Source organism: Peribacillus sp. FSL M8-0224 (genome assembly GCF_038003055.1).
Classification (GTDB): Bacteria; Bacillota; Bacilli; order Bacillales; family DSM-1321; genus Peribacillus; species Peribacillus frigoritolerans.
Map to the genome: position 1 here is coordinate 5,372,619 of NZ_JBBOOJ010000001.1, position 19,768 is coordinate 5,392,386.

At 42.9% G+C, this 19,768-nt stretch carries 16 protein-coding genes, 2 tRNA genes and 1 rRNA gene; 17 read left to right on the forward strand and 2 right to left on the reverse strand.

The window, feature by feature from the left end:
- Positions 1–72: 72 nt before the first annotated feature.
- Both MKX49_RS26160 and MKX49_RS26165 read right to left on the reverse strand, forming a co-directional pair.
- Positions 73–144: transfer RNA gene (locus tag MKX49_RS26160), tRNA-Glu, on the reverse strand.
- 20 nt (positions 145–164) lie between these two features.
- Positions 165–238: transfer RNA gene (locus MKX49_RS26165), tRNA-Met, on the reverse strand.
- 327 nt (positions 239–565) lie between these two features.
- On the opposite strand from MKX49_RS26165, the gene spoIIE reads away from it, so the two are divergent.
- From spoIIE to MKX49_RS26250, 17 genes are all read left to right on the forward strand, one after another.
- Positions 566–3,040, forward strand: a complete 2,475-nt coding sequence (spoIIE, locus tag MKX49_RS26170) for a stage II sporulation protein E (protein WP_340878269.1) — start codon at positions 566–568, stop codon at positions 3,038–3,040.
- A gap of 191 nt (positions 3,041–3,231) precedes the next feature.
- Positions 3,232–3,969, forward strand: coding sequence for a VWA domain-containing protein (locus MKX49_RS26175; RefSeq protein ID WP_034316300.1), 738 nt, complete (start codon positions 3,232–3,234; stop codon positions 3,967–3,969).
- Positions 3,935–4,933 (forward strand): protein kinase domain-containing protein, encoded by a 999-nt coding sequence (locus tag MKX49_RS26180; RefSeq protein WP_340878270.1) that lies wholly within the window; start codon positions 3,935–3,937, stop codon positions 4,931–4,933. Before MKX49_RS26175 ends, MKX49_RS26180 begins: the two co-directional genes overlap by 35 nt.
- 93 nt (positions 4,934–5,026) lie before the next feature.
- Positions 5,027–6,421: a tRNA lysidine(34) synthetase TilS gene (gene tilS, locus MKX49_RS26185; RefSeq protein WP_340878272.1), complete on the forward strand. Its 1,395-nt coding sequence runs from the start codon at positions 5,027–5,029 to the stop codon at positions 6,419–6,421.
- Between the two features lie 31 nt (positions 6,422–6,452).
- Entirely contained in the window at positions 6,453–6,992 is a 540-nt protein-coding gene (gene hpt / locus MKX49_RS26190; protein WP_048690059.1) for a hypoxanthine phosphoribosyltransferase, read from the forward strand.
- A gap of 117 nt (positions 6,993–7,109) precedes the next feature.
- On the forward strand, positions 7,110–9,170 hold the full coding sequence (ftsH, locus tag MKX49_RS26195; protein ID WP_081088801.1) for an ATP-dependent zinc metalloprotease FtsH: 2,061 nt from the start codon (positions 7,110–7,112) through the stop codon (positions 9,168–9,170).
- A gap of 167 nt (positions 9,171–9,337) precedes the next feature.
- Positions 9,338–10,117 (forward strand): type III pantothenate kinase, encoded by a 780-nt coding sequence (locus MKX49_RS26200; protein WP_048690032.1) that lies wholly within the window; start codon positions 9,338–9,340, stop codon positions 10,115–10,117.
- 26 nt (positions 10,118–10,143) lie between these two features.
- Positions 10,144–11,025, forward strand: coding sequence for an Hsp33 family molecular chaperone HslO (gene hslO, locus MKX49_RS26205; RefSeq protein ID WP_034316295.1), 882 nt, complete (start codon positions 10,144–10,146; stop codon positions 11,023–11,025).
- Positions 11,026–11,043: 18 nt separating this feature from the next.
- Positions 11,044–11,940 (forward strand): peptidyl-prolyl cis-trans isomerase, encoded by an 897-nt coding sequence (locus MKX49_RS26210; protein WP_048690035.1) that lies wholly within the window; start codon positions 11,044–11,046, stop codon positions 11,938–11,940.
- A gap of 130 nt (positions 11,941–12,070) precedes the next feature.
- The gene (cysK, locus tag MKX49_RS26215) at positions 12,071–12,997 is read left to right on the forward strand and encodes a cysteine synthase A (RefSeq protein WP_340878274.1); all 927 of its coding nucleotides are present in this window, start codon (positions 12,071–12,073) and stop codon (positions 12,995–12,997) included.
- A 163-nt stretch (positions 12,998–13,160) separates the two neighbouring features.
- Positions 13,161–13,997 (forward strand): dihydropteroate synthase, encoded by an 837-nt coding sequence (gene folP, locus MKX49_RS26220; RefSeq protein ID WP_034316288.1) that lies wholly within the window; start codon positions 13,161–13,163, stop codon positions 13,995–13,997.
- A 1-nt stretch (position 13,998) separates the two neighbouring features.
- A complete protein-coding gene (folB, locus tag MKX49_RS26225) occupies positions 13,999–14,358 on the forward strand; it encodes a dihydroneopterin aldolase (RefSeq protein ID WP_340878276.1) in 360 nt (119 codons plus the stop codon).
- A 2-nt stretch (positions 14,359–14,360) separates the two neighbouring features.
- Positions 14,361–14,888, forward strand: coding sequence for a 2-amino-4-hydroxy-6-hydroxymethyldihydropteridine diphosphokinase (folK, locus tag MKX49_RS26230; protein WP_251543752.1), 528 nt, complete (start codon positions 14,361–14,363; stop codon positions 14,886–14,888).
- A complete protein-coding gene (locus tag MKX49_RS26235; RefSeq protein ID WP_034316283.1) occupies positions 14,840–15,052 on the forward strand; it encodes a helix-turn-helix domain-containing protein in 213 nt (70 codons plus the stop codon). The genes folK and MKX49_RS26235 overlap by 49 nt, the downstream gene beginning before the upstream one ends.
- Positions 15,053–15,076: 24 nt before the next feature.
- Entirely contained in the window at positions 15,077–16,075 is a 999-nt protein-coding gene (gene dusB / locus MKX49_RS26240) for a tRNA dihydrouridine synthase DusB (protein ID WP_048690049.1), read from the forward strand.
- 192 nt (positions 16,076–16,267) lie between these two features.
- The gene (gene lysS / locus MKX49_RS26245; RefSeq protein ID WP_340878621.1) at positions 16,268–17,761 is read left to right on the forward strand and encodes a lysine--tRNA ligase; all 1,494 of its coding nucleotides are present in this window, start codon (positions 16,268–16,270) and stop codon (positions 17,759–17,761) included.
- A 425-nt stretch (positions 17,762–18,186) separates the two neighbouring features.
- Positions 18,187–19,737 (forward strand): 16S ribosomal RNA (locus tag MKX49_RS26250).
- Positions 19,738–19,768: the final 31 nt, after the last annotated feature.

Sequence of the window (19,768 nt, forward strand, 5' to 3'; positions counted from 1 at the left end):
TATCAACGACATAAAAAAAGCGCCTCTGTACACTTACTGATATAAGTGTGCAGAGGCGCTTTTGGTATTTGATGACCCGTACGGGATTCGAACCCGTGTTACCGCCGTGAAAGGGCGGTGTCTTAACCGCTTGACCAACGGGCCGTAAGTTTCATGATAAAAGATAGCGGCAGAGGGGATCGAACCCCCGACCTCACGGGTATGAACCGTACGCTCTAGCCAGCTGAGCTACGCCGCCATGATGGTAAGTGCTACTGAAGCACAAGTTATATCTTACATTCGTGAAGAAAAAATGTCAACAAAAATATTAAAGTTTGTCGGTTTCCATTTCCTGATTATTTATTCGGGTTATTTTCCGCAAAAATAACCTAAAAACTTTGCTTTTCTTCAAAAAAAAAAGAACACCCGTTTCTGTATTGGAAAAAAAGGCACAAAAACCTGTATACAAATGATTATTCAACAAGAATTTCGTCGAACGTTTTTCTTATCCGCTTATAAAATTCTGACAAAAAAATAGACAAGCCCTCTTTATAATAAAAATCACTAATACGAATGGGGTGTTGAAATGGAAAAAGTGGAAAGACCTATGATGGAACCTCTAGGAGATGTTCAGTTAAAAGAAGCGAAGGCAGGGGCCATCAATTGGATCCAACAACTGCAAATGAAGAGTGAAGACATATTCATAAAAAAAGGTATCTCTTTAGCAATCATCGGTTTCTTATTAGGAAGGGCTTTAATTCTTTCGCAGCTGGCACCATTTGGACTTCCGTTTTTCGCAGCCGTTTTTCTCATGAGGCGTGATAGGGCTCCACTGGCATTATTCGGATTGATTGCAGGTGGGCTGACCGTTCACTATTCGAATAGTTTAGTCATCTTTGCATCGGCGTTCCTGCTCCTGTTATTTCATAAGATCAAGAAGCCCGCCGTGGAAGGACAATTCAAGACGATGTCGATGTACGTCTTCGCTTCACTATTCCTGGTCAACCTGGCCGAGCAATATCTGGTATTTCGAACGATTCAGCTGTACGACTTGATGATGGTAGGAGTAGAGGCGGGACTCGCGATGATTTTAACTTTAATCTTCATACAGTCCATCCCGATGCTGACCGTCAGGACAAAGTCCCAAACATTAAAGACGGAGGAAATTGTCAGCATCATCATCTTGCTGGCTTCGGTGATGACCGGAACCATCGGCTGGATGATATACGATTTATCACTCGACCATATATTCTCGCGATACCTGGTCCTCCTCTTCGGGCTGGCGGGAGGGGCCGCCATAGGCTCCACTGTAGGTGTAGTTACTGGATTGATATTCAGCTTGGCAAGTATTGCCAGTCTATATCAGATGAGCCTTCTCGCATTTTCAGGGCTTCTGGGCGGACTATTGAAGGAGGGAAGGAAGATAGGGGTTGCGAGCGGCCTCTTGATTGCCACATTACTGATAGGTTTATATGGTGAGGGCACCAATAATATTATGGTGACCCTTTATGAATCACTTATAGCTGTGGCCCTATTTATATTGACACCGTCATCCATCATCAACAAAATAGCGAAACATATACCGGGAACAGTCGAGAATTCTGATGAACAGCAGCAGTATGCCCGAAAAGTGAGGGATGTCACCGCTCAAAGGGTGGAGCAATTCTCACATGTATTTGAGGCGCTCTCTAATAGCTTTTCCCAAGTGGATGAAAGGGGAAGATTGGAGGAAGATGAGAAAGAATTCGACTACTTCTTAAGTAATGTAACGGAAAAGACGTGCCAGCTTTGTTTTAAAAAGGAACAATGCTGGTCCAAGAACTTTAATACAACCTATGACGGCATGCAGGAAATTATGCTTCAATTAAGTGAAAATAATGGTCAGCTCCCCCAAAAAACTTCGAAAGAATGGGGGAAATATTGCAGTCGCGGGCCTCAGGTGATCGGGGCGATATCACAGGAGCTTACTTATTTTGAAGCTAACCAAAAATTAAAAAGGCAGGTGAAGGAGAGTCGGAAGCTAGTGGCGGATCAACTGCGGGGCGTTTCGGCAGTAATGGATGATTTTGCAAAAGAAATTCAAAGGGAAAGGAAGAATCATCATGTACATGAAGAATCCATTTTGGAAGCCATCCAGGATTTTGGCCTGCACATAGGCCATGTGGAAATATACAGTCTAGAACAAGGAAATGTTGATATAGAGATGAGTGTCCCATACTGCCAGGGCAGAGGGGAATGTGAAAAGTTGATTGCACCTATGCTTTCTGACATTTTAGGTGAAACGATAGTCGTTCATTCAGAAGAGTGTGCAACGTATCCAAGCGGGCAATGTGAGGTGATATTTAGGTCAGCAAAAAAATTCACGGTCGAAACGGGTGTGGCTCATGCTGCCAAGGGGGGAGGGCTTGTATCAGGAGATAGTTTTACGACCATGGAAATTGGCTGCGGCAAATTCGCAATAGCCATTAGTGATGGAATGGGAAATGGGGAAAGGGCCCATTTTGAAAGTACAGAAACATTGAAGCTGCTACAAAAATTTTTACAATCGGGAATAGAAGAAAAAATAGCCATTAAATCCGTAAACTCCGTATTATCTCTACGCACTACCGATGAAATATTTTCGACTCTTGATTTGGCAATGATTGATCTTCAGGACGCAAGGGCTAAGTTTTTAAAAATCTGTTCGATACCGAGTTTCATTAAAAGGGGGGATAGGATAATAAAAATTGAATCAAGTAACCTCCCTATGGGGATCATCCAGGATTTCGATGTTGATGTAGTATCAGAAGAGCTTAAGGCAGGGGATATATTAATCATGATGAGCGATGGAGTGTTCGATGGCCCCTCACATGTTGAAAATATCGAGTTCTGGCTAAAACGAAAAATCAAGGAAATGGAAACTGACGATCCGCAGGAAATCTCTGATTTAATATTGGAAGAGGTCATCCGAACAAAAGGCATCATAGATGATGACATGACAGTGGTGACATCGAAAATTAAGCATAACACACCGAAATGGGCATCCATTCCCGTTTCCCCAAAACGCAAAAAGGCCCAGTAAAGGCCGTTTATATATAAAATAAATAAAACCCAAAATGAGGTGGTGTAAATGGAAGAAGGATAAAAGGTAAAGGGATGAACTCTTTTCAATCATTCCGCTCCATGATATGACTTGATGTAATGTCTATTGCGTATAAATTCCCCTTTTTTAGTCAATTATGGTAACAAATTGATAGGAAGGGAGAGCAAAACATGAAAGCAGGAACATTAAGACAGATTTTGCTTATAACCGACGGATGTTCAAATCATGGTGAGGAGCCGTCTGCCATGGCTGAATTAGCAAGGGAGCAAGGCATAACCATCAATGTCATAGGTGTAATGGAAAATGATGTGATAGATGAAAAGGGACTTAAGGAAATCGAGAAGATTGCTGGTTCAGGAGGTGGCGTAAGTCAAGTAGTCTATTCACAGCAGTTGTCCCAAACCGTCCAGATGGTGACACAAAAGGCGATGACTCAAACGATACAGGGAGTCATCAATCGTGAACTTCAACAAATACTCGGAGATTCAAAAACGATGGAGGATCTTCCGCCGGATAAACGGGGAGAAGTGATGGAGGTGGTCGATGAGCTTGGGGAAACAAGCAAGCTCGAAGTACTGATTCTTGTTGACACCAGTGCAAGCATGAAACATAAACTGCCTACAGTAAAAGATTCCTTATTAGATCTTTCCCTTAGTATGAATGCAAGGATGGGTGACAGCCGTTTTTCCGTATTCGTATTTCCTGGGAAAAGAAATGACGTTGAAAAGTTGCTGGATTGGACCCCGAACCTCGAAGCCTTGACGGCAACTTTTCCTAAGCTTAGTACAGGGGGACTCACTCCGACAGGTCCAGCCATTCGTGAAGCTTTAACTCATTTCAACAAAAAACGTTCATTGAGGGGATTGTTATCACATGATGATGAACAATACTTTGAGGAATCAATGTAACCTTCTTCCTGGCAGTTTGGTCACTGGAAAATGGAATAAAAACCAGTACAAAATAATTAAGGAATTGGGGTGTGGAGCGAACGGGATCGTTTATTTGGTTGAAAGCGGAAATCGTCATTATGCTTTAAAGCTCAGTGATAATGGGACGTCCATTATTTCGGAGATGAATATCCTAAAATCCTTTTCAAAGGTCCAGGGGTCTACCCTTGGACCTTCCTTTTTGGAAGCGGATGATTTCATGAAAACAGGAAAGCAGCTCCCTTTTTATGTCATGGAATATATCCATGGACACGATTTTTTGCGTTTCATCGATAAGAAAGGGTCGTCATGGATTGGAGTCTTGATGCTTCAGCTTTTAACAAGCTTGTCTGCCTTGCACTCCAATGGCTGGGTGTTCGGTGATTTGAAACCCGAGAACTTGATCGTGACATCACCAGCCTATAAGGTTCGGTGCGTGGATGTTGGCGGAACCACCTTGATCGGGCGGTCTGTTAAAGAATTCACCGAGTTCTTTGACAGGGGGTACTGGGGACTTGGATCAAGAAAGGCCGATCCGCAATATGACTTGTTCGCTGTGGCGATGATTATAATCAATTCTGCCTATCCCGGACGTTTCCAGAAGAAAGGGGAGGGGTATAAACAGCTTAACGACTTGATTAAGCAGAAAAAGGAATTGCATCCATACAGGAAGATGTTGGATAAGGCGCTCCGCGGGCAGTATGATTCAGCCGTCCAAATGCGGGAGGATCTGGTCACTGTGCTAAGTAAGCAAAATCATTCGAAGAAAAAGGGCCCGAACCAGACAGCGACGGGTCATCAGCAAACCGCGCAACCTTCAACAAGACAAGCAAGAAGGTCCCAAAACCAATCAAAAAAGAAAAGCGGCGGTTTTTTTGAAACGTTTTTGCTGGTTGCCATCATATCGATGCTCTATGTTCTTTACATATATGAACAGTTGTTATGATATAGTTATTAGGTGAATGCCATGAAATGGTTGAAACCATTTCATGATTGAATCGTATAAAACTAATGCCTGTCCATAAAGAAGGAAGATTGTATGTTAAAGGAAAAAGTTCTGAACACCATTTATAGAAACGAATTGATTAAGGAAAACTCGAAGTTGCTAATAGGCGTTTCCGGAGGACCGGACTCGCTGGTGCTTCTCCATATCCTTAAGGAAATTCAGCCTCTTTTTCATTACGAGATGATCGTAGCAAGTGTTGACCATATGTTTCGTGGTGAAGAATCCTATGGGGATTATAAATATGTCGAGCATATTTGTGAACGGTGGGGCATTACCTTTGAGGGAAAAAGGATCGATGTTCCTGCCCGGATGGAGCAGACGGGGGAAAGTTCACAAATAACGTCAAGAAAGCTGCGTTTTGCTTTCTATGAGGAAGTCATGGATAAGCATCAAGCCTCCACGCTTGTCCTGGGGCATCATGGAGATGATCAAATAGAAACGATGCTCATGCGTTTAACAAGAGGGGCGACAGGCAAGGCAAGAGCGGGTATTCCCATAAAGAGACGTTTTCATACAGGGAATCTGATCAGGCCTTTTCTTGAAATCACGAAAAGCCAAATAATCGAATATGCAGGCCTCCATGATATTGAACCAAGGTTTGATCCGAGCAATGAAACGGGTGTCTATGCAAGAAATCGTTTTAGACATGAAGTTCTTCCGTTTTTAAAGAAAGAAAATAGAAAGGTTCATGAGCATTTTCAACGATTCAGTGAAGAGCTATATGAAGATGAAGAGTTTTTTTTGAACCTGGTTTCAAGCAAAATGTCCGAGGTTTGGATCCAGCAGGATAAAGATCAAGCGGTTATTCAGATTGATAAGGTTCTCGCGATGCCTAAACCTTTACAAAGAAGGGCGATTCAACTAATATTAAACTATCTTTATTTGGAGAGACCTTCATCGCTTTCGGCATTACATATTGACCAACTTTTAGTTTTGTTTTTGAATCCTCAACCATCTGCAGAATTGCATCTTCCGGAGGGCCTTATTGCGGAAAAATCATATCAAACTTGCACGTTTAGATTTTTCCGGCAAAAAAGCCGTGAATATTCCCTGAAATTACAAATTCCCGGTGAGACTATTCTTCCGAATGGATATAAGATTAAAGCGCACTATATAAAAGAAGAAATTCCGGTACTTAGGGGAAATCATTCTTTTATTCTTCCCGAATCAGCTGTTCAGTTTCCGCTTACAGTCCGAACCAGGAATGAAGGCGAACGGATGGCCGTCAAGGGATTAGGTGGAACTAAAAAGTTAAAGGATATTTTTATTAATGAAAAGATCCCGATGCTAGAAAGAAATGTGTGGCCGGTCATCATCGATCAAACGGGTACGGCGATTTGGCTGCCTGGTTTAAAGAAGTCGAATGTTGAGCCGGATATAATTTCTGATGAAAAATCTTTAATTTACTTAGAATATAAAAAAGCTTAATTCTTCATGGGGGGCAATAATTACAATGACCATGCAAAACGACATTGAAAAAGTTTTAATAACAGAGGAAGAACTTCAATTGAAAATAAGGGAATTGGGTGCGCAGCTTGAAGCTGATTACCAAGGTAAGTTCCCGTTGGCCATCGGAGTGCTGAAAGGCGCCATGCCATTTATGTCAGATTTACTGAAACGTGTGGATACACATCTTGAAATGGACTTTATGGATGTTTCGAGCTATGGTAACTCCACTGTATCTTCCGGTGAAGTGAAAATCATCAAGGATCTTGATACATCGGTTGAAGGCCGGGATATTTTAATCATCGAAGATATTATCGACAGCGGTTTGACTCTTAGCTATCTTGCGGAACTTTTCCGTTATCGAAAAGCAAAATCAATTAAAATCGTTACTTTATTGGATAAACCAACAGGCAGGAAAGCGGATATCACTCCGGACTATGCCGGGTTCATCGTTCCGGATGCATTTGTTGTCGGATATGGTCTTGATTTTGCGGAAAAGTATCGTAATCTCCCGTATATTGGCATATTGAAGCCTGAAATTTACTCGAATTAATCGTACCTGTTTGAAAGGGAAGACCAGATAAAAACAGCGGTGTTAAATTATTGTAATTCATTAATTTTGTATGATAGTATTTACTATAGTTTGTTTACCCGTGGGAGGAGGTAAGGGATGAATCGGATCTTCCGTAATACCATATTTTATTTACTGATCTTTTTGGTCATCATTGGGATTGTAAGCATTTTTAATAATAACAATGAACCAACGGAGAAAATGACCCAAGATGAATTCTATAAGCATTTGGAGAATGGGGACGTTACTGCACTGACGATGCAGCCCGAAAGCAGTGTATTTGAAATCACAGGAAAGCTCAAAGGTTATGAGGAAAACAAATTCTTTGTGACGTACGTGCCTTTCAGTGAATATTCGCAAAGTCGGATAAATGATGCCGTAACCAAGTTGGATAAGGATATCATCACTGTGGAACCTCCAGAAAAAACAAGTGGCTGGGTGACATTTTTCACTTCCATCATTCCATTTGTAATCATTTTTATCCTCTTCTTCTTTTTACTTAACCAAGCTCAGGGCGGCGGTGGTGGCCGCGTCATGAACTTCGGGAAAAGTAAGGCGAAATTGTATAATGATGATAAGAAAAAAGTTCGCTTCAATGATGTTGCCGGGGCGGACGAAGAAAAGCAGGAACTTGTCGAGGTCGTTGAATTCTTGAAAGATCCTCGCAAATATGCCGAGCTTGGAGCCCGTATTCCTAAAGGGGTACTTTTAGTTGGGCCTCCTGGTACAGGTAAAACTTTACTTGCACGAGCAGTAGCTGGTGAAGCCGGAACTCCTTTCTTCTCAATCAGTGGTTCTGATTTTGTTGAAATGTTTGTGGGTGTCGGTGCATCCCGTGTTCGTGATTTGTTTGAAAATGCTAAGAAGAATGCACCATGTATCATCTTCATCGATGAAATTGACGCAGTCGGTCGTCAACGTGGCGCAGGTCTAGGTGGCGGTCACGATGAACGTGAACAGACATTGAACCAATTACTGGTGGAAATGGATGGTTTCGGTGGTAATGAAGGAATCATAATCATCGCTGCGACTAACCGTGCTGATGTATTGGATCCGGCATTATTGCGTCCGGGACGTTTTGACCGTCAAATAACGGTAGGCCGCCCTGATGTTAAGGGCCGTGAAGAAGTGCTGAAAGTGCATGCACGCAATAAACCATTAGCAGAAACAGTCGATTTGAAAGCGATCGCTCAGCGTACTCCAGGATTTTCTGGTGCAGATCTTGAAAACTTACTGAATGAAGCGGCTCTTGTTGCTGCCCGTCAAGATAAGAAGAAGATCGATATGTCCGATTTGGATGAAGCTTCGGATCGCGTTATCGCCGGACCTGCCAAGAAAAACCGTGTCATTTCCAAAAAGGAAAGAAATATCGTAGCGTGGCATGAAGCGGGCCATACCATTATTGGGCTGGTTCTGGATGATGCCGAAGTCGTTCATAAAGTTACGATTGTTCCTCGTGGTCAAGCTGGCGGTTATGCAGTTATGCTGCCGAAAGAAGATCGTTTCTTCATGACGGAACCTGAGCTAAAAGATAAAATCGTAGGACTATTGGGTGGCCGTGTAGCCGAAGAAGTTACATTCGGAGAAGTGAGTACCGGTGCGCATAACGACTTCCAGCGTGCAACGGGCATAGCTCGTAGCATGGTTATGGAATATGGAATGAGTAAGCTCGGACCGCTTCAATTCGGTAATTCTCAAGGTCAGGTCTTCCTAGGCCGCGATTTCAACAATGATCAAAACTATTCAGATGCAATAGCATATGAAATCGATCTTGAAATTCAACGTATCATCAAGGAAGCATACGAAAGATGTAAGAAAATCCTTACTGAAAATCGTGAAAAACTTGATTTGGTTGCAAAAACCCTGCTTGAAGTGGAAACACTTGATGCGGAACAAATCAAAGGTTTATTCCATAATGGTAAATTGCCAGATCGGGATTATACGGCCCTGAATGGGAATTTAACCACTGATGAGAATGTCAAGGTGAACATCAATAAGAAGAAGGAAGAAAAAGAGGCCCTATTGGATCCATTGGATAAGAGAGGACCTGAGGACCTTGAAATAACGGAGGAAGGATTGAATACTCCTCCAATCAAAGAAGGTGCACCTCAAGATCAGCCGCTTTCCTTCCCGAACGAAGACGACAATAAAAAGTCTTAATCGACTAAATTCAAAAGGGTATTTCCGCCTCGGAAATACCCTTTTCTTAACTCTTAAATTAATTATGATAAAGTTCCTGGGATACCTTTTCGAAAAGTGCGACTAATAGCGTGGGAAATAACAGTGTGGTATGATGTTGGAGAATAATTTACCGGAGTGATGAAACGATGATTTTTGTATTGGATGTTGGGAATACGAATACCGTATTAGGCGTATACGATGAAGATATTTTAAAATATCATTGGCGAATTGAGACTAACCGTCATAAGACAGAAGATGAGTATGGAATGATCATAAAGTCTTTGCTGCAGCATGAAAGTCTTACGTTTGATCAATTTGATGGAATCATTATTTCTTCGGTAGTTCCGCCAATTATGTTTGCACTTGAACGCATGTGCAAAAAATACTTTGGAATTAAACCGCTTATAGTTGGACCTGGAATAAAAACTGGATTGAATATTAAATACGAAAATCCCCGTGAGGTGGGAGCGGACCGAATCGTTAATGCTGTTGCTGGCATTCAGGAATATGGAAGCCCTCTCATTATCGTGGATTTTGGTACGGCAACGACATATTGCTACATAAATGAGGATAAACAATACATGGGCGGAGCCATTGCCCCGGGTATAAATATTTCTACTGAGGCGCTTTATTCAAAGGCAGCCAAACTTCCGAGAATAGAAATCAGCCGGCCGGAAGGAATTATTGGGAAAAACACGGTGTCCGCCATGCAGGCTGGTATTTTGTATGGGTATGTTGGGCAAGTAGAAGGAATCGTTAATCGAATTAAAGCGCAAAGTAATCTAGAACCAACGGTAATAGCGACAGGCGGACTGGCTACCTTAATTGCTAACGAGTCTACTGTTATTGACGTTGTGGAGCCATTTTTGACCTTGAAGGGGTTGCAGCTGATTTATAAACGTAATCGTGAGCAAGTGAAGAAGTAACATAAAGCATGAAAGGAGCAATATAAATGAAGGATTATCTAATAAAGGCGTTAGGTTATGAAGGACAGGTTCGTGCATATGCTGTTTCAACAACAGACACCGTAGGAGAAGCTCAGCGACGCCATTATACATGGCCTACTGCTTCGGCTGCCCTTGGACGGGCTATGACGGCAGGCGTTATGATGGGTGGAATGTTAAAAGGTGAAGAAAAGCTGACGATTAAAATCGAGGGCGGTGGTCCAATTGGATCCATCCTGGTCGACAGCAATGCAAAGGGAGAAGTCCGCGGATATGTCACTCATCCGCAAACCCACTTTGATTTGAATGAGCAAGGTAAGCTGGATGTCAGGAAAGCGGTGGGTACCGATGGATTGTTGACTGTTGTGAAAGATATTGGTCTTCGTGATTACTTTTCAGGGCAAGTACCGCTTGTATCGGGAGAACTGGGTGAAGATTTCACTTATTACTTTGTTACTTCCGAACAGGTGCCTTCTTCAGTGGGGGTTGGGGTCCTGGTGAATCCGGATAATTCAATCCTTGCAGCGGGTGGATTTATCATTCAGTTGATGCCGGGTACATCCGATGATACGATTTCCAAAATCGAAAAAAGACTAAGCACGATTACTCCAGTTTCCAAGATGATTCAAAACGGCATGACTCCTGAAGAAATCCTAACCGAAATTTTAGGTGAGGGCAATGTGAATATATTAGAAAAAGTGGATGTCCAGTTCTCCTGTCAATGTTCAAGGGAAAGAATTGCGAATGCATTGATCAGCCTGGGGCAGGCTGAGATTCGGGATATTATTGAGACAGACGGACAAGCGGAGGCGCATTGTCATTTTTGTAATCAGACCTACCAATTCTCTAAGGAACAACTTGAGGAACTGGAAGCGGAAACCAAAAAATAATGTACGGGGGATAAGGGTTTGCCAAAACACAAGCTTCGGGCAATTATTGCTGGCCTTGCCTTGTTGAACCTATTGACTATCATTATCTTTGTCATAAAACCACTAATCATTTCAAAAACCGTCATTGGGGAAGAAACGGCCGCGAAGGTCGGGTCGAAGGATATTTCCCGGGACGCATGGATGAATGAGCTCGAAAAAAGATATGGGGAAGATGTACTTGAGGAAATGGTCGATAAAGAGGTAGTGAAACAGGCAGCTGAAAAATACAAAGTGAAAATTTCGGATGAAGAGCTAGATCGGGAACTTAAAATGATGAAAACGATGTATGGGACTGCCGGTCAGAACCTTAATAAAAGTAACGATCAATTGAGGCAGGAAATTCAGTCGAGTCTCCTCCTCGAGAAGCTCCTCACCAAGGACGTTTCGGTTTCCAAAACGGCAATGCGGAATTATTATGATAATAATAAGGATATCTATAGAATCCCTACTGCTTTCCATATTTCCCATATTACCACGTCTACAAAAAAGCAGGCAGACCAAGTCATACGTGAACTGGAGAAAGGTGTCTCCTTTGATGTCTTGGCGATGGAAAAGTCCCTTGATGAATTTACTGCCAATCAAGGGGGCGACATGGGTTATATATCACAGGATAACGAGCAAGTATCCAAGGAATACATTACCGCTGCCGAGAAATTGAAGGTGAAAAAGTGGAGTGATGCAATCCAAACGGAGGATGGCTGGGCTGTTCTCTACCTGCATGAAAGAATAGAGGGCAAGCAATATGAGTATGAAGAAGTTAAAGACAAGATTCACCGCCAAATAGCTCTTGAACAGATTCAGGCACCGGTCTCAGGGAAAATTTTCTGGGACGAATTTGATGTAGAATGGTTTTATGGATTGAAGGAAGAAAAGTAGGTCAATGGTTGTGTGAGAAAATTTAGAATATAGTATATAATCATTGACAATGAACTATTAAAACTGGTAACTTTAAAATTATAAAACCAATAAACATACTCGGTATTGAAATGATAAGGGAGTGGAGAAAATGGCACGTATAGCTAATTCTGTAATCGATTTAATTGGACAAACACCTATTGTTAAGTTAAACAAGCTTCAAAATGAAAACAGTGCAGATATTTATTTGAAACTTGAGTATTTTAACCCAGGCAGCAGTGTAAAAGACCGTATCGCCCTTGCGATGATCGAAGCGGCAGAAAAAAATGGTACCCTTAAGCCAGGTGATACGATCATTGAACCTACAAGCGGAAATACTGGAATAGGCCTGGCGATGGTAGCTGCGGCAAAGGGCTATAAATCAATTCTGGTTATGCCGGAGACGATGAGCTTGGAACGCCGTAACTTGCTTCGCGCTTATGGCGCAGAATTAGTTCTTACTCCTGGGCCTGAAGGAATGAAGGGTGCAATCGCAAAGGCGACTGAGCTTTCTAAAGAAAAAGGTTACTTCATTCCACAGCAATTCGAAAACGAAGCCAACCCTGAAGTACATCGGAACACTACAGGCCCTGAAATCGTTGAAGCTTTTGGAGATGAAGGACTGGATGCATTCGTTGCCGGAATCGGTACTGGCGGAACCATTACAGGTGCCGGTGAAGTCCTGCGTCAGAAATTCCCTGACATTAAAATTTACGCTGTTGAACCTTCGGATTCCCCAGTATTATCGGGCGGGACTCCAGGACCTCATAAAATCCAAGGAATCGGAGCAGGCTTCATTCCAAGTATATTGAATACAGATCTCTATGACGAAATCATTCAAGTCAATACAGAGGAATCTTTTGATTATGCACGCCGCGCAGCAAAAGAAGAAGGAATCCTTGGCGGAATTTCTTCTGGAGGTGCAATCGCAGCTGCCATTAAAGTGGCTGACAAACTGGGAAAAGGCAAAAAGGTACTTGCCATCATACCAAGTAATGGTGAACGCTACTTAAGTACGCCATTATATAACTTTGAGTAAGACAAGACGCTAAAAATGAGAAGCGAAGTTCCTTAGGGGCTTTGCTTTTCTTTTTGCAGTAATGTCTGCAGAGATGTTCCGAATCTTCATGGAGCTTGCACTATGCCTGTGTAAATGGGTAAACTCGTATATATAGATTTCTTTAAGTGAAGGAGAACGTTGGATGTCATTAGCTGGAGCGTCAAAAATAAAATGCGGTTCATTTGATTTGGATTACAGCAATAAAACCTTAATTATGGGGATTTTGAATGTTACCCCGGACTCCTTTTCGGATGGCGGGAAATATAATCGGATAGATGCTGCTTTGAAGCATGCCGAACGGATGGTCAACGATGGAGCGGATATATTGGATGTAGGCGGAGAGTCCACCCGACCTAATTATGAGAGGATATCGGAGGAAGAGGAGATAGAGAGAGTCGCCCCGATTATAGAGGCCATATCCCGTAATATTGAGGTTCCAATATCGGTCGATACGTATAAATCAAGAGTGGCGGAAGCGGCGGTAAAAGCAGGAGCCCATATATTAAATGACATTTGGGGAGGTAAAGCCGATTCCTTGATGTCGAAGGTTGCTGCGGAATATAAGGTGCCGATCATCTTGATGCATAACAGGGGTAATATGGAATATGGACATTTTGTTCGGGATGTACTTCAAGATTTATTCGAAAGCATCATGTTGGTGAAGGATGCAGGTGTCAAGGATGAAAACATCATACTCGATCCAGGAATTGGCTTTGCGAAAGATTTAAAGTTAAATTTAGAAATGATGAGGAATCTTGATAAGCTGGTATCGTTAGGTTATCCAGTTCTGTTAGCCACATCAAGAAAGTCCATGATTGGACATGTTCTGGACCTGCCGCCTAGTGAGCGAATGGAAGGAACGGCCGCCACAATCTGTCATGGCATTCAACAAGGCTGTCAAATGGTTCGCGTACATGATGTGAAGGAAATGGCACGGACTGCAAAGATGATGGATGCTCTTTTAGGAAAAGGTGAATGATATGGATAAGATATATGTGAATAAAATGGAGTTTTACGGTTATCATGGAGTTTTTCCGGAAGAAACGAAGCTTGGTCAGCGATTTAAAGTGGATTTAATCGTCCAGACTGATTTAGCCAAGGCAGGGAAGAGTGACAACCTTCAAGACTCAATCAACTATGGCGAGTTATATGAAGTGTGTAAAAATGTTGTTGAGGGAGAACCTTTTAAGTTAGTGGAAGCTGTCGCTGAAAAAATCGCCTCTGAACTGCTTAATAAATATTCTTCCATCGAGACATGCACCGTCAAGGTTTATAAACCAGATCCTCCAATAGCAGGTCACTATGATTCGGTTGCTATAGAGATTGTAAGGGGACGCTGATTGTGAGAAATATTGCTTACCTTTCAATAGGGTCGAACTTAGGTGATCGCCTTGAAACATTCAGAAAGGCTTTCCAATTATTGTCTGAAAGCCCGCATATCAAATTGGTGTCATGCTCCTCATTTTATGAAACGGACCCGATAGGATACGAAGACCAGGACTGTTTTTTAAATGCTGTCCTTAAAGTGAAAACCGATTTAGAAGCCGAACAATTACTTCACGCTTGTATGAAAATTGAACAGGATTTAGGGAGAAAAAGGGAAATTAGGTGGGGTCCTCGTACTTTAGACCTTGACATTTTGTTATATAATCATGAAAATATTGAGACAGAGATTCTTTCAGTCCCGCACCCTCGTATGCACGAGAGGGCTTTTGTTATCGTGCCTTTAATGGAAGTGGACCCAGATATATCACTTCCGCAAATGCATGCACCTTTGAGCGACCTGCTTGAACAGATTTCGGATAAAGAAGGAGTTCGATTATGGAAGGTGAAAAATGGGGAAGGCGTATTCGCGCTTTTCGAAAGTTAAAGGGTTATACCCAGGAAGGGTTTGCGAGGGAGATAGGTGTTTCCGTTTCCTTGCTGGGAGAAGTTGAACGAGGGAACCGTAACCCTTCAGAAGCATTTTTACTGGAAGTGGCGGAAATTCTTCATATTTCCATTGAGGAGCTTCAGCCACCTGAGGATAAATGAAAGAATGTTATAGGGGGTCACAAGGTGTTAAGAATAGGCGATATAGAAATGAAGAACCAGGTAGTGCTGGCACCGATGGCGGGAGTCTGTAACTCGGCATTCCGCTTGACTGTCAAGGAATTTGGAGCTGGTCTTGTTTGTGCGGAGATGGTCAGTGACAAGGGAATCGTTCTTAAAAATGCTAGAACGATGAATATGCTTTATATAGATGAAAGAGAAAAGCCGTTAAGTTTGCAAATCTTTGGCGGTGAGAAGAAATCTTTGGTTGAAGCTGCGCAATTTGTAGATAAAAATACAACTGCTGACATCATCGATATCAACATGGGCTGTCCTGTCCCTAAAATCACTAAATGTGATGCGGGTGCGAAGTGGCTTCTCGATCCAAACAAAATTTATGAGATGGTTTCAGCGGTGGTTGATGCTGTTGAAAAGCCGGTAACGGTAAAAATGCGCATAGGCTGGGATGATGAACACGTTTTTGCGATTCAAAATGCTCAGGCTGTTGAACGCGCAGGTGGTAAAGCTGTTTCCATGCATGGCAGAACACGTGTTCAAATGTATGAAGGAAAAGCTAACTGGGACATCATACGTGAAGTGAAGAAATCGATTAATATTCCCCTTATCGGTAACGGTGATGTGGAAACTCCACAGGATGCGGAAAGAATGCTGAAGGAAACGGGTGTTGATGGAGTCATGATCGGCCGTGCAGCTCTAGGTAACCCGTGGATGATTTACCGGACTGTAAAATATCTTGAAACCGGTCAACTGATGGATGAGCCTTCAGTTCGTGAAAAGATGGATGTTTGCGTGCTTCATATGGATCGTCTGATTGCGTTGAAAAATGAAAATGTCGCCGTTCGCGAAATGCGTAAGCATGCTTCTTGGTATTTAAAGGGTGTTAAAGGGAATGCTACGGCTCGCAAAGGAATTAATGATTGTGAAACAAGGGAAGATGTTGTGAAGCTTCTCTATGGACTTGTTGATGAAGTGGAAGCGAAGCAACAAAATATCCAAATGGTCTGAATTTGACATCACCTTCCTATTTTCCTATAATACGCTTATCTTAACTGCCAGTAATCCTGGCAGTTTTTATATGTACATAAACAATGTTTTATGATAAAAAGCTGTTGAATTCCTTAACTTTATGTAAGAATAAATATGTATGCAAAAGAATTTCTGATTAATTATATAAAGCATTTATTAATAAAGATGGAGATGATTTTCGTGAGTCATGAAGAATTGAATGACCAACTGCAGGTAAGGCGCGATAAAATGCAGGCTATGATGGATAATGGACAAGACCCTTTCGGGAGCAGATTCGAGCGCACACATAACACTCAAGAGATAATCAGTGCTTATGGTGAATTAGAAAAGGAAGATCTTGAAGAAAAAGAAATTGAAGTTACGATCGCTGGCCGTGTCATGACGAAGCGAGGAAAAGGGAAAGCGGGATTTGCCCATATCCAGGATATTAGCGGTCAAATCCAAATCTACGTCCGTTTAGATAACATAGGTGAAGATTCTTACCAAATTTTCAATCAAACGGATCTTGGCGACATCGTAGGAGTAACTGGCGTTATTTTCAAAACTAAAGTCGGGGAACTTTCTATTAAAGCTAAAGAATATGTTTTCCTTGCTAAAGCGCTTCGCCCGTTGCCTGATAAATTTCATGGCCTAAAGGATGTTGAAGAGCGTTACCGGAAACGTTATGTCGATTTAATTACAAATGAGGAAAGCAAAAATACGTTGATCATGCGCAGTCGCATTGTACAAGCCATGAGAAGGTATTTGGATGATCATGGGTACCTTGAAGTGGAGACGCCGCTATTGCACTCTGTTGCTGGTGGAGCAGCTGCACGCCCATTCCTTACTCACCATAATGCTTTGGATATGCCTTTGAATTTAAGGATTGCCATTGAACTTCATCTAAAACGCTTGATCGTTGGCGGATTGGAGAAAGTTTATGAAATTGGCCGGGTTTTCAGAAATGAAGGGGTATCCACAAGACACAACCCTGAATTCACATTGATTGAATTATACGAGGCTTATGCGGATTACCAAGATATCATGAGTTTAACGGAAAACCTGATTGCCCATATTGCTCAGGAAGTTCTGGGCACGGCTACCATCCAGTATGGGGAGTATGAGATAGAGTTAAAACCGGAATGGAAACGACTTCACATGGTTGACGCTGTAAAAGAATATACCGGTGTGGACTTCTGGAATGAAATGAGTAAAGAAGAAGCCCAGCAGCTTGCTAAAGAAAATGGGATTGAAATTAAGGAATCCATGGAATTTGGCCATATCGTAAATGAATTCTTTGAACAAAAGGTGGAAGATAAGTTAATTCAACCTACATTCATCTATGGACATCCAGTGGAAATCTCTCCTTTAGCAAAGAAAAATCCGGAAGATTCCCGTTTCACAGATCGTTTTGAGTTATTCATTGTAGGTAGGGAGCATGCAAATGCGTTCACTGAACTTAATGACCCGATTGATCAACGTCAACGCTTTGAAGCTCAATTAAAAGAACGAGAGCAAGGTAATGATGAAGCTCATGAAATGGATGAAGATTTCCTAGAGGCGTTAGAGTACGGAATGCCGCCTACTGGCGGACTCGGAATTGGTGTTGACCGTTTGGTTATGCTATTGACCAATTCTCCTTCCATACGTGACGTCCTGCTATTCCCTTTAATGAGACATCGCTAATATAAGTAAAATGAGTTTTGATTGCATGCCGAATTCGGATGGCTGGGATCATTGGGGGCAACCTCTGATCCTGGTAAGTCCAATTCGGTTTTTGTTTTTTAATTATAATTTCATATCTTTTATATAGTACGAATTCTAGGGTTTGAAAGAAAAACAACATTATCTCAAAAAAACTTTATAAAAGGTATTGCACAGTTAACGTAATGGTGTTATATTTATATCTGTCGTTACGAACGAGTTGCAAACAGATTACAAACTTTAAAAAGTTTTTAAAAAAGTTGTTGACTCAGAGTAAAGGAAATGTTATTATAAATAAGCTGTTCCGAAAGACATTGCTCTTTGAAAACTGAACAAAACAAAGCGCCAACGTTAAATTTTAAGTGAGCACACACTATCAAAAAAAGCAAATGAGCAAGTCAAACATTTCTTCGGAGAGTTTGATCCTGGCTCAGGACGAACGCTGGCGGCGTGCCTAATACATGCAAGTCGAGCGAATCGATGGGAGCTTGCTCCCTGAGATTAGCGGCGGACGGGTGAGTAACACGTGGGCAACCTGCCTATAAGACTGGGATAACTTCGGGAAACCGGAGCTAATACCGGATACGTTCTTTTCTCGCATGAGAGAAGATGGAAAGACGGTTTACGCTGTCACTTATAGATGGGCCCGCGGCGCATTAGCTAGTTGGTGAGGTAATGGCTCACCAAGGCGACGATGCGTAGCCGACCTGAGAGGGTGATCGGCCACACTGGGACTGAGACACGGCCCAGACTCCTACGGGAGGCAGCAGTAGGGAATCTTCCGCAATGGACGAAAGTCTGACGGAGCAACGCCGCGTGAACGAAGAAGGCCTTCGGGTCGTAAAGTTCTGTTGTTAGGGAAGAACAAGTACCAGAGTAACTGCTGGTACCTTGACGGTACCTAACCAGAAAGCCACGGCTAACTACGTGCCAGCAGCCGCGGTAATACGTAGGTGGCAAGCGTTGTCCGGAATTATTGGGCGTAAAGCGCGCGCAGGTGGTTCCTTAAGTCTGATGTGAAAGCCCACGGCTCAACCGTGGAGGGTCATTGGAAACTGGGGAACTTGAGTGCAGAAGAGGAAAGTGGAATTCCAAGTGTAGCGGTGAAATGCGTAGAGATTTGGAGGAACACCAGTGGCGAAGGCGACTTTCTGGTCTGTAACTGACACTGAGGCGCGAAAGCGTGGGGAGCAAACAGGATTAGATACCCTGGTAGTCCACGCCGTAAACGATGAGTGCTAAGTGTTAGAGGGTTTCCGCCCTTTAGTGCTGCAGCTAACGCATTAAGCACTCCGCCTGGGGAGTACGGCCGCAAGGCTGAAACTCAAAGGAATTGACGGGGGCCCGCACAAGCGGTGGAGCATGTGGTTTAATTCGAAGCAACGCGAAGAACCTTACCAGGTCTTGACATCCTCTGACAACCCTAGAGATAGGGCTTTCCCCTTCGGGGGACAGAGTGACAGGTGGTGCATGGTTGTCGTCAGCTCGTGTCGTGAGATGTTGGGTTAAGTCCCGCAACGAGCGCAACCCTTGATCTTAGTTGCCAGCATTCAGTTGGGCACTCTAAGGTGACTGCCGGTGACAAACCGGAGGAAGGTGGGGATGACGTCAAATCATCATGCCCCTTATGACCTGGGCTACACACGTGCTACAATGGATGGTACAAAGGGCTGCAAACCTGCGAAGGTAAGCGAATCCCATAAAGCCATTCTCAGTTCGGATTGCAGGCTGCAACTCGCCTGCATGAAGCCGGAATCGCTAGTAATCGCGGATCAGCATGCCGCGGTGAATACGTTCCCGGGCCTTGTACACACCGCCCGTCACACCACGAGAGTTTGTAACACCCGAAGTCGGTGAGGTAACCTTCATGGAGCCAGCCGCCTAAGGTGGGACAGATGATTGGGGTGAAGTCGTAACAAGGTAGCCGTATCGGAAGGTGCGGCTGGATCACCTCCTTTCTAAGGATAATTACGAGAGCGCTTTTGTTTT

Bases quoted from the DNA above. Each gene is read 5' to 3' on its own strand.
- spoIIE (WP_340878269.1), top strand. From the start codon at position 566: ATGGAAAAAGTGGAAAGACCTATGATGGAACCTCTAGGAGATGTTCAG.
- MKX49_RS26175 (WP_034316300.1), top strand. From the start codon at position 3,232: ATGAAAGCAGGAACATTAAGACAGATTTTGCTTATAACCGACGGATGT.
- MKX49_RS26180 (WP_340878270.1), top strand. From the start codon at position 3,935: ATGATGATGAACAATACTTTGAGGAATCAATGTAACCTTCTTCCTGGC.
- tilS (WP_340878272.1), top strand. From the start codon at position 5,027: ATGTTAAAGGAAAAAGTTCTGAACACCATTTATAGAAACGAATTGATT.
- hpt (WP_048690059.1), top strand. From the start codon at position 6,453: ATGCAAAACGACATTGAAAAAGTTTTAATAACAGAGGAAGAACTTCAA.
- ftsH (WP_081088801.1), top strand. From the start codon at position 7,110: ATGAATCGGATCTTCCGTAATACCATATTTTATTTACTGATCTTTTTG.
- MKX49_RS26200 (WP_048690032.1), top strand. From the start codon at position 9,338: ATGATTTTTGTATTGGATGTTGGGAATACGAATACCGTATTAGGCGTA.
- hslO (WP_034316295.1), top strand. From the start codon at position 10,144: ATGAAGGATTATCTAATAAAGGCGTTAGGTTATGAAGGACAGGTTCGT.
- cysK (WP_340878274.1), top strand. From the start codon at position 12,071: ATGGCACGTATAGCTAATTCTGTAATCGATTTAATTGGACAAACACCT.
- folP (WP_034316288.1), top strand. From the start codon at position 13,161: ATGTCATTAGCTGGAGCGTCAAAAATAAAATGCGGTTCATTTGATTTG.
- folB (WP_340878276.1), top strand. From the start codon at position 13,999: ATGGATAAGATATATGTGAATAAAATGGAGTTTTACGGTTATCATGGA.
- MKX49_RS26235 (WP_034316283.1), top strand. From the start codon at position 14,840: ATGGAAGGTGAAAAATGGGGAAGGCGTATTCGCGCTTTTCGAAAGTTA.
- lysS (WP_340878621.1), top strand. From the start codon at position 16,268: ATGATTTTCGTGAGTCATGAAGAATTGAATGACCAACTGCAGGTAAGG.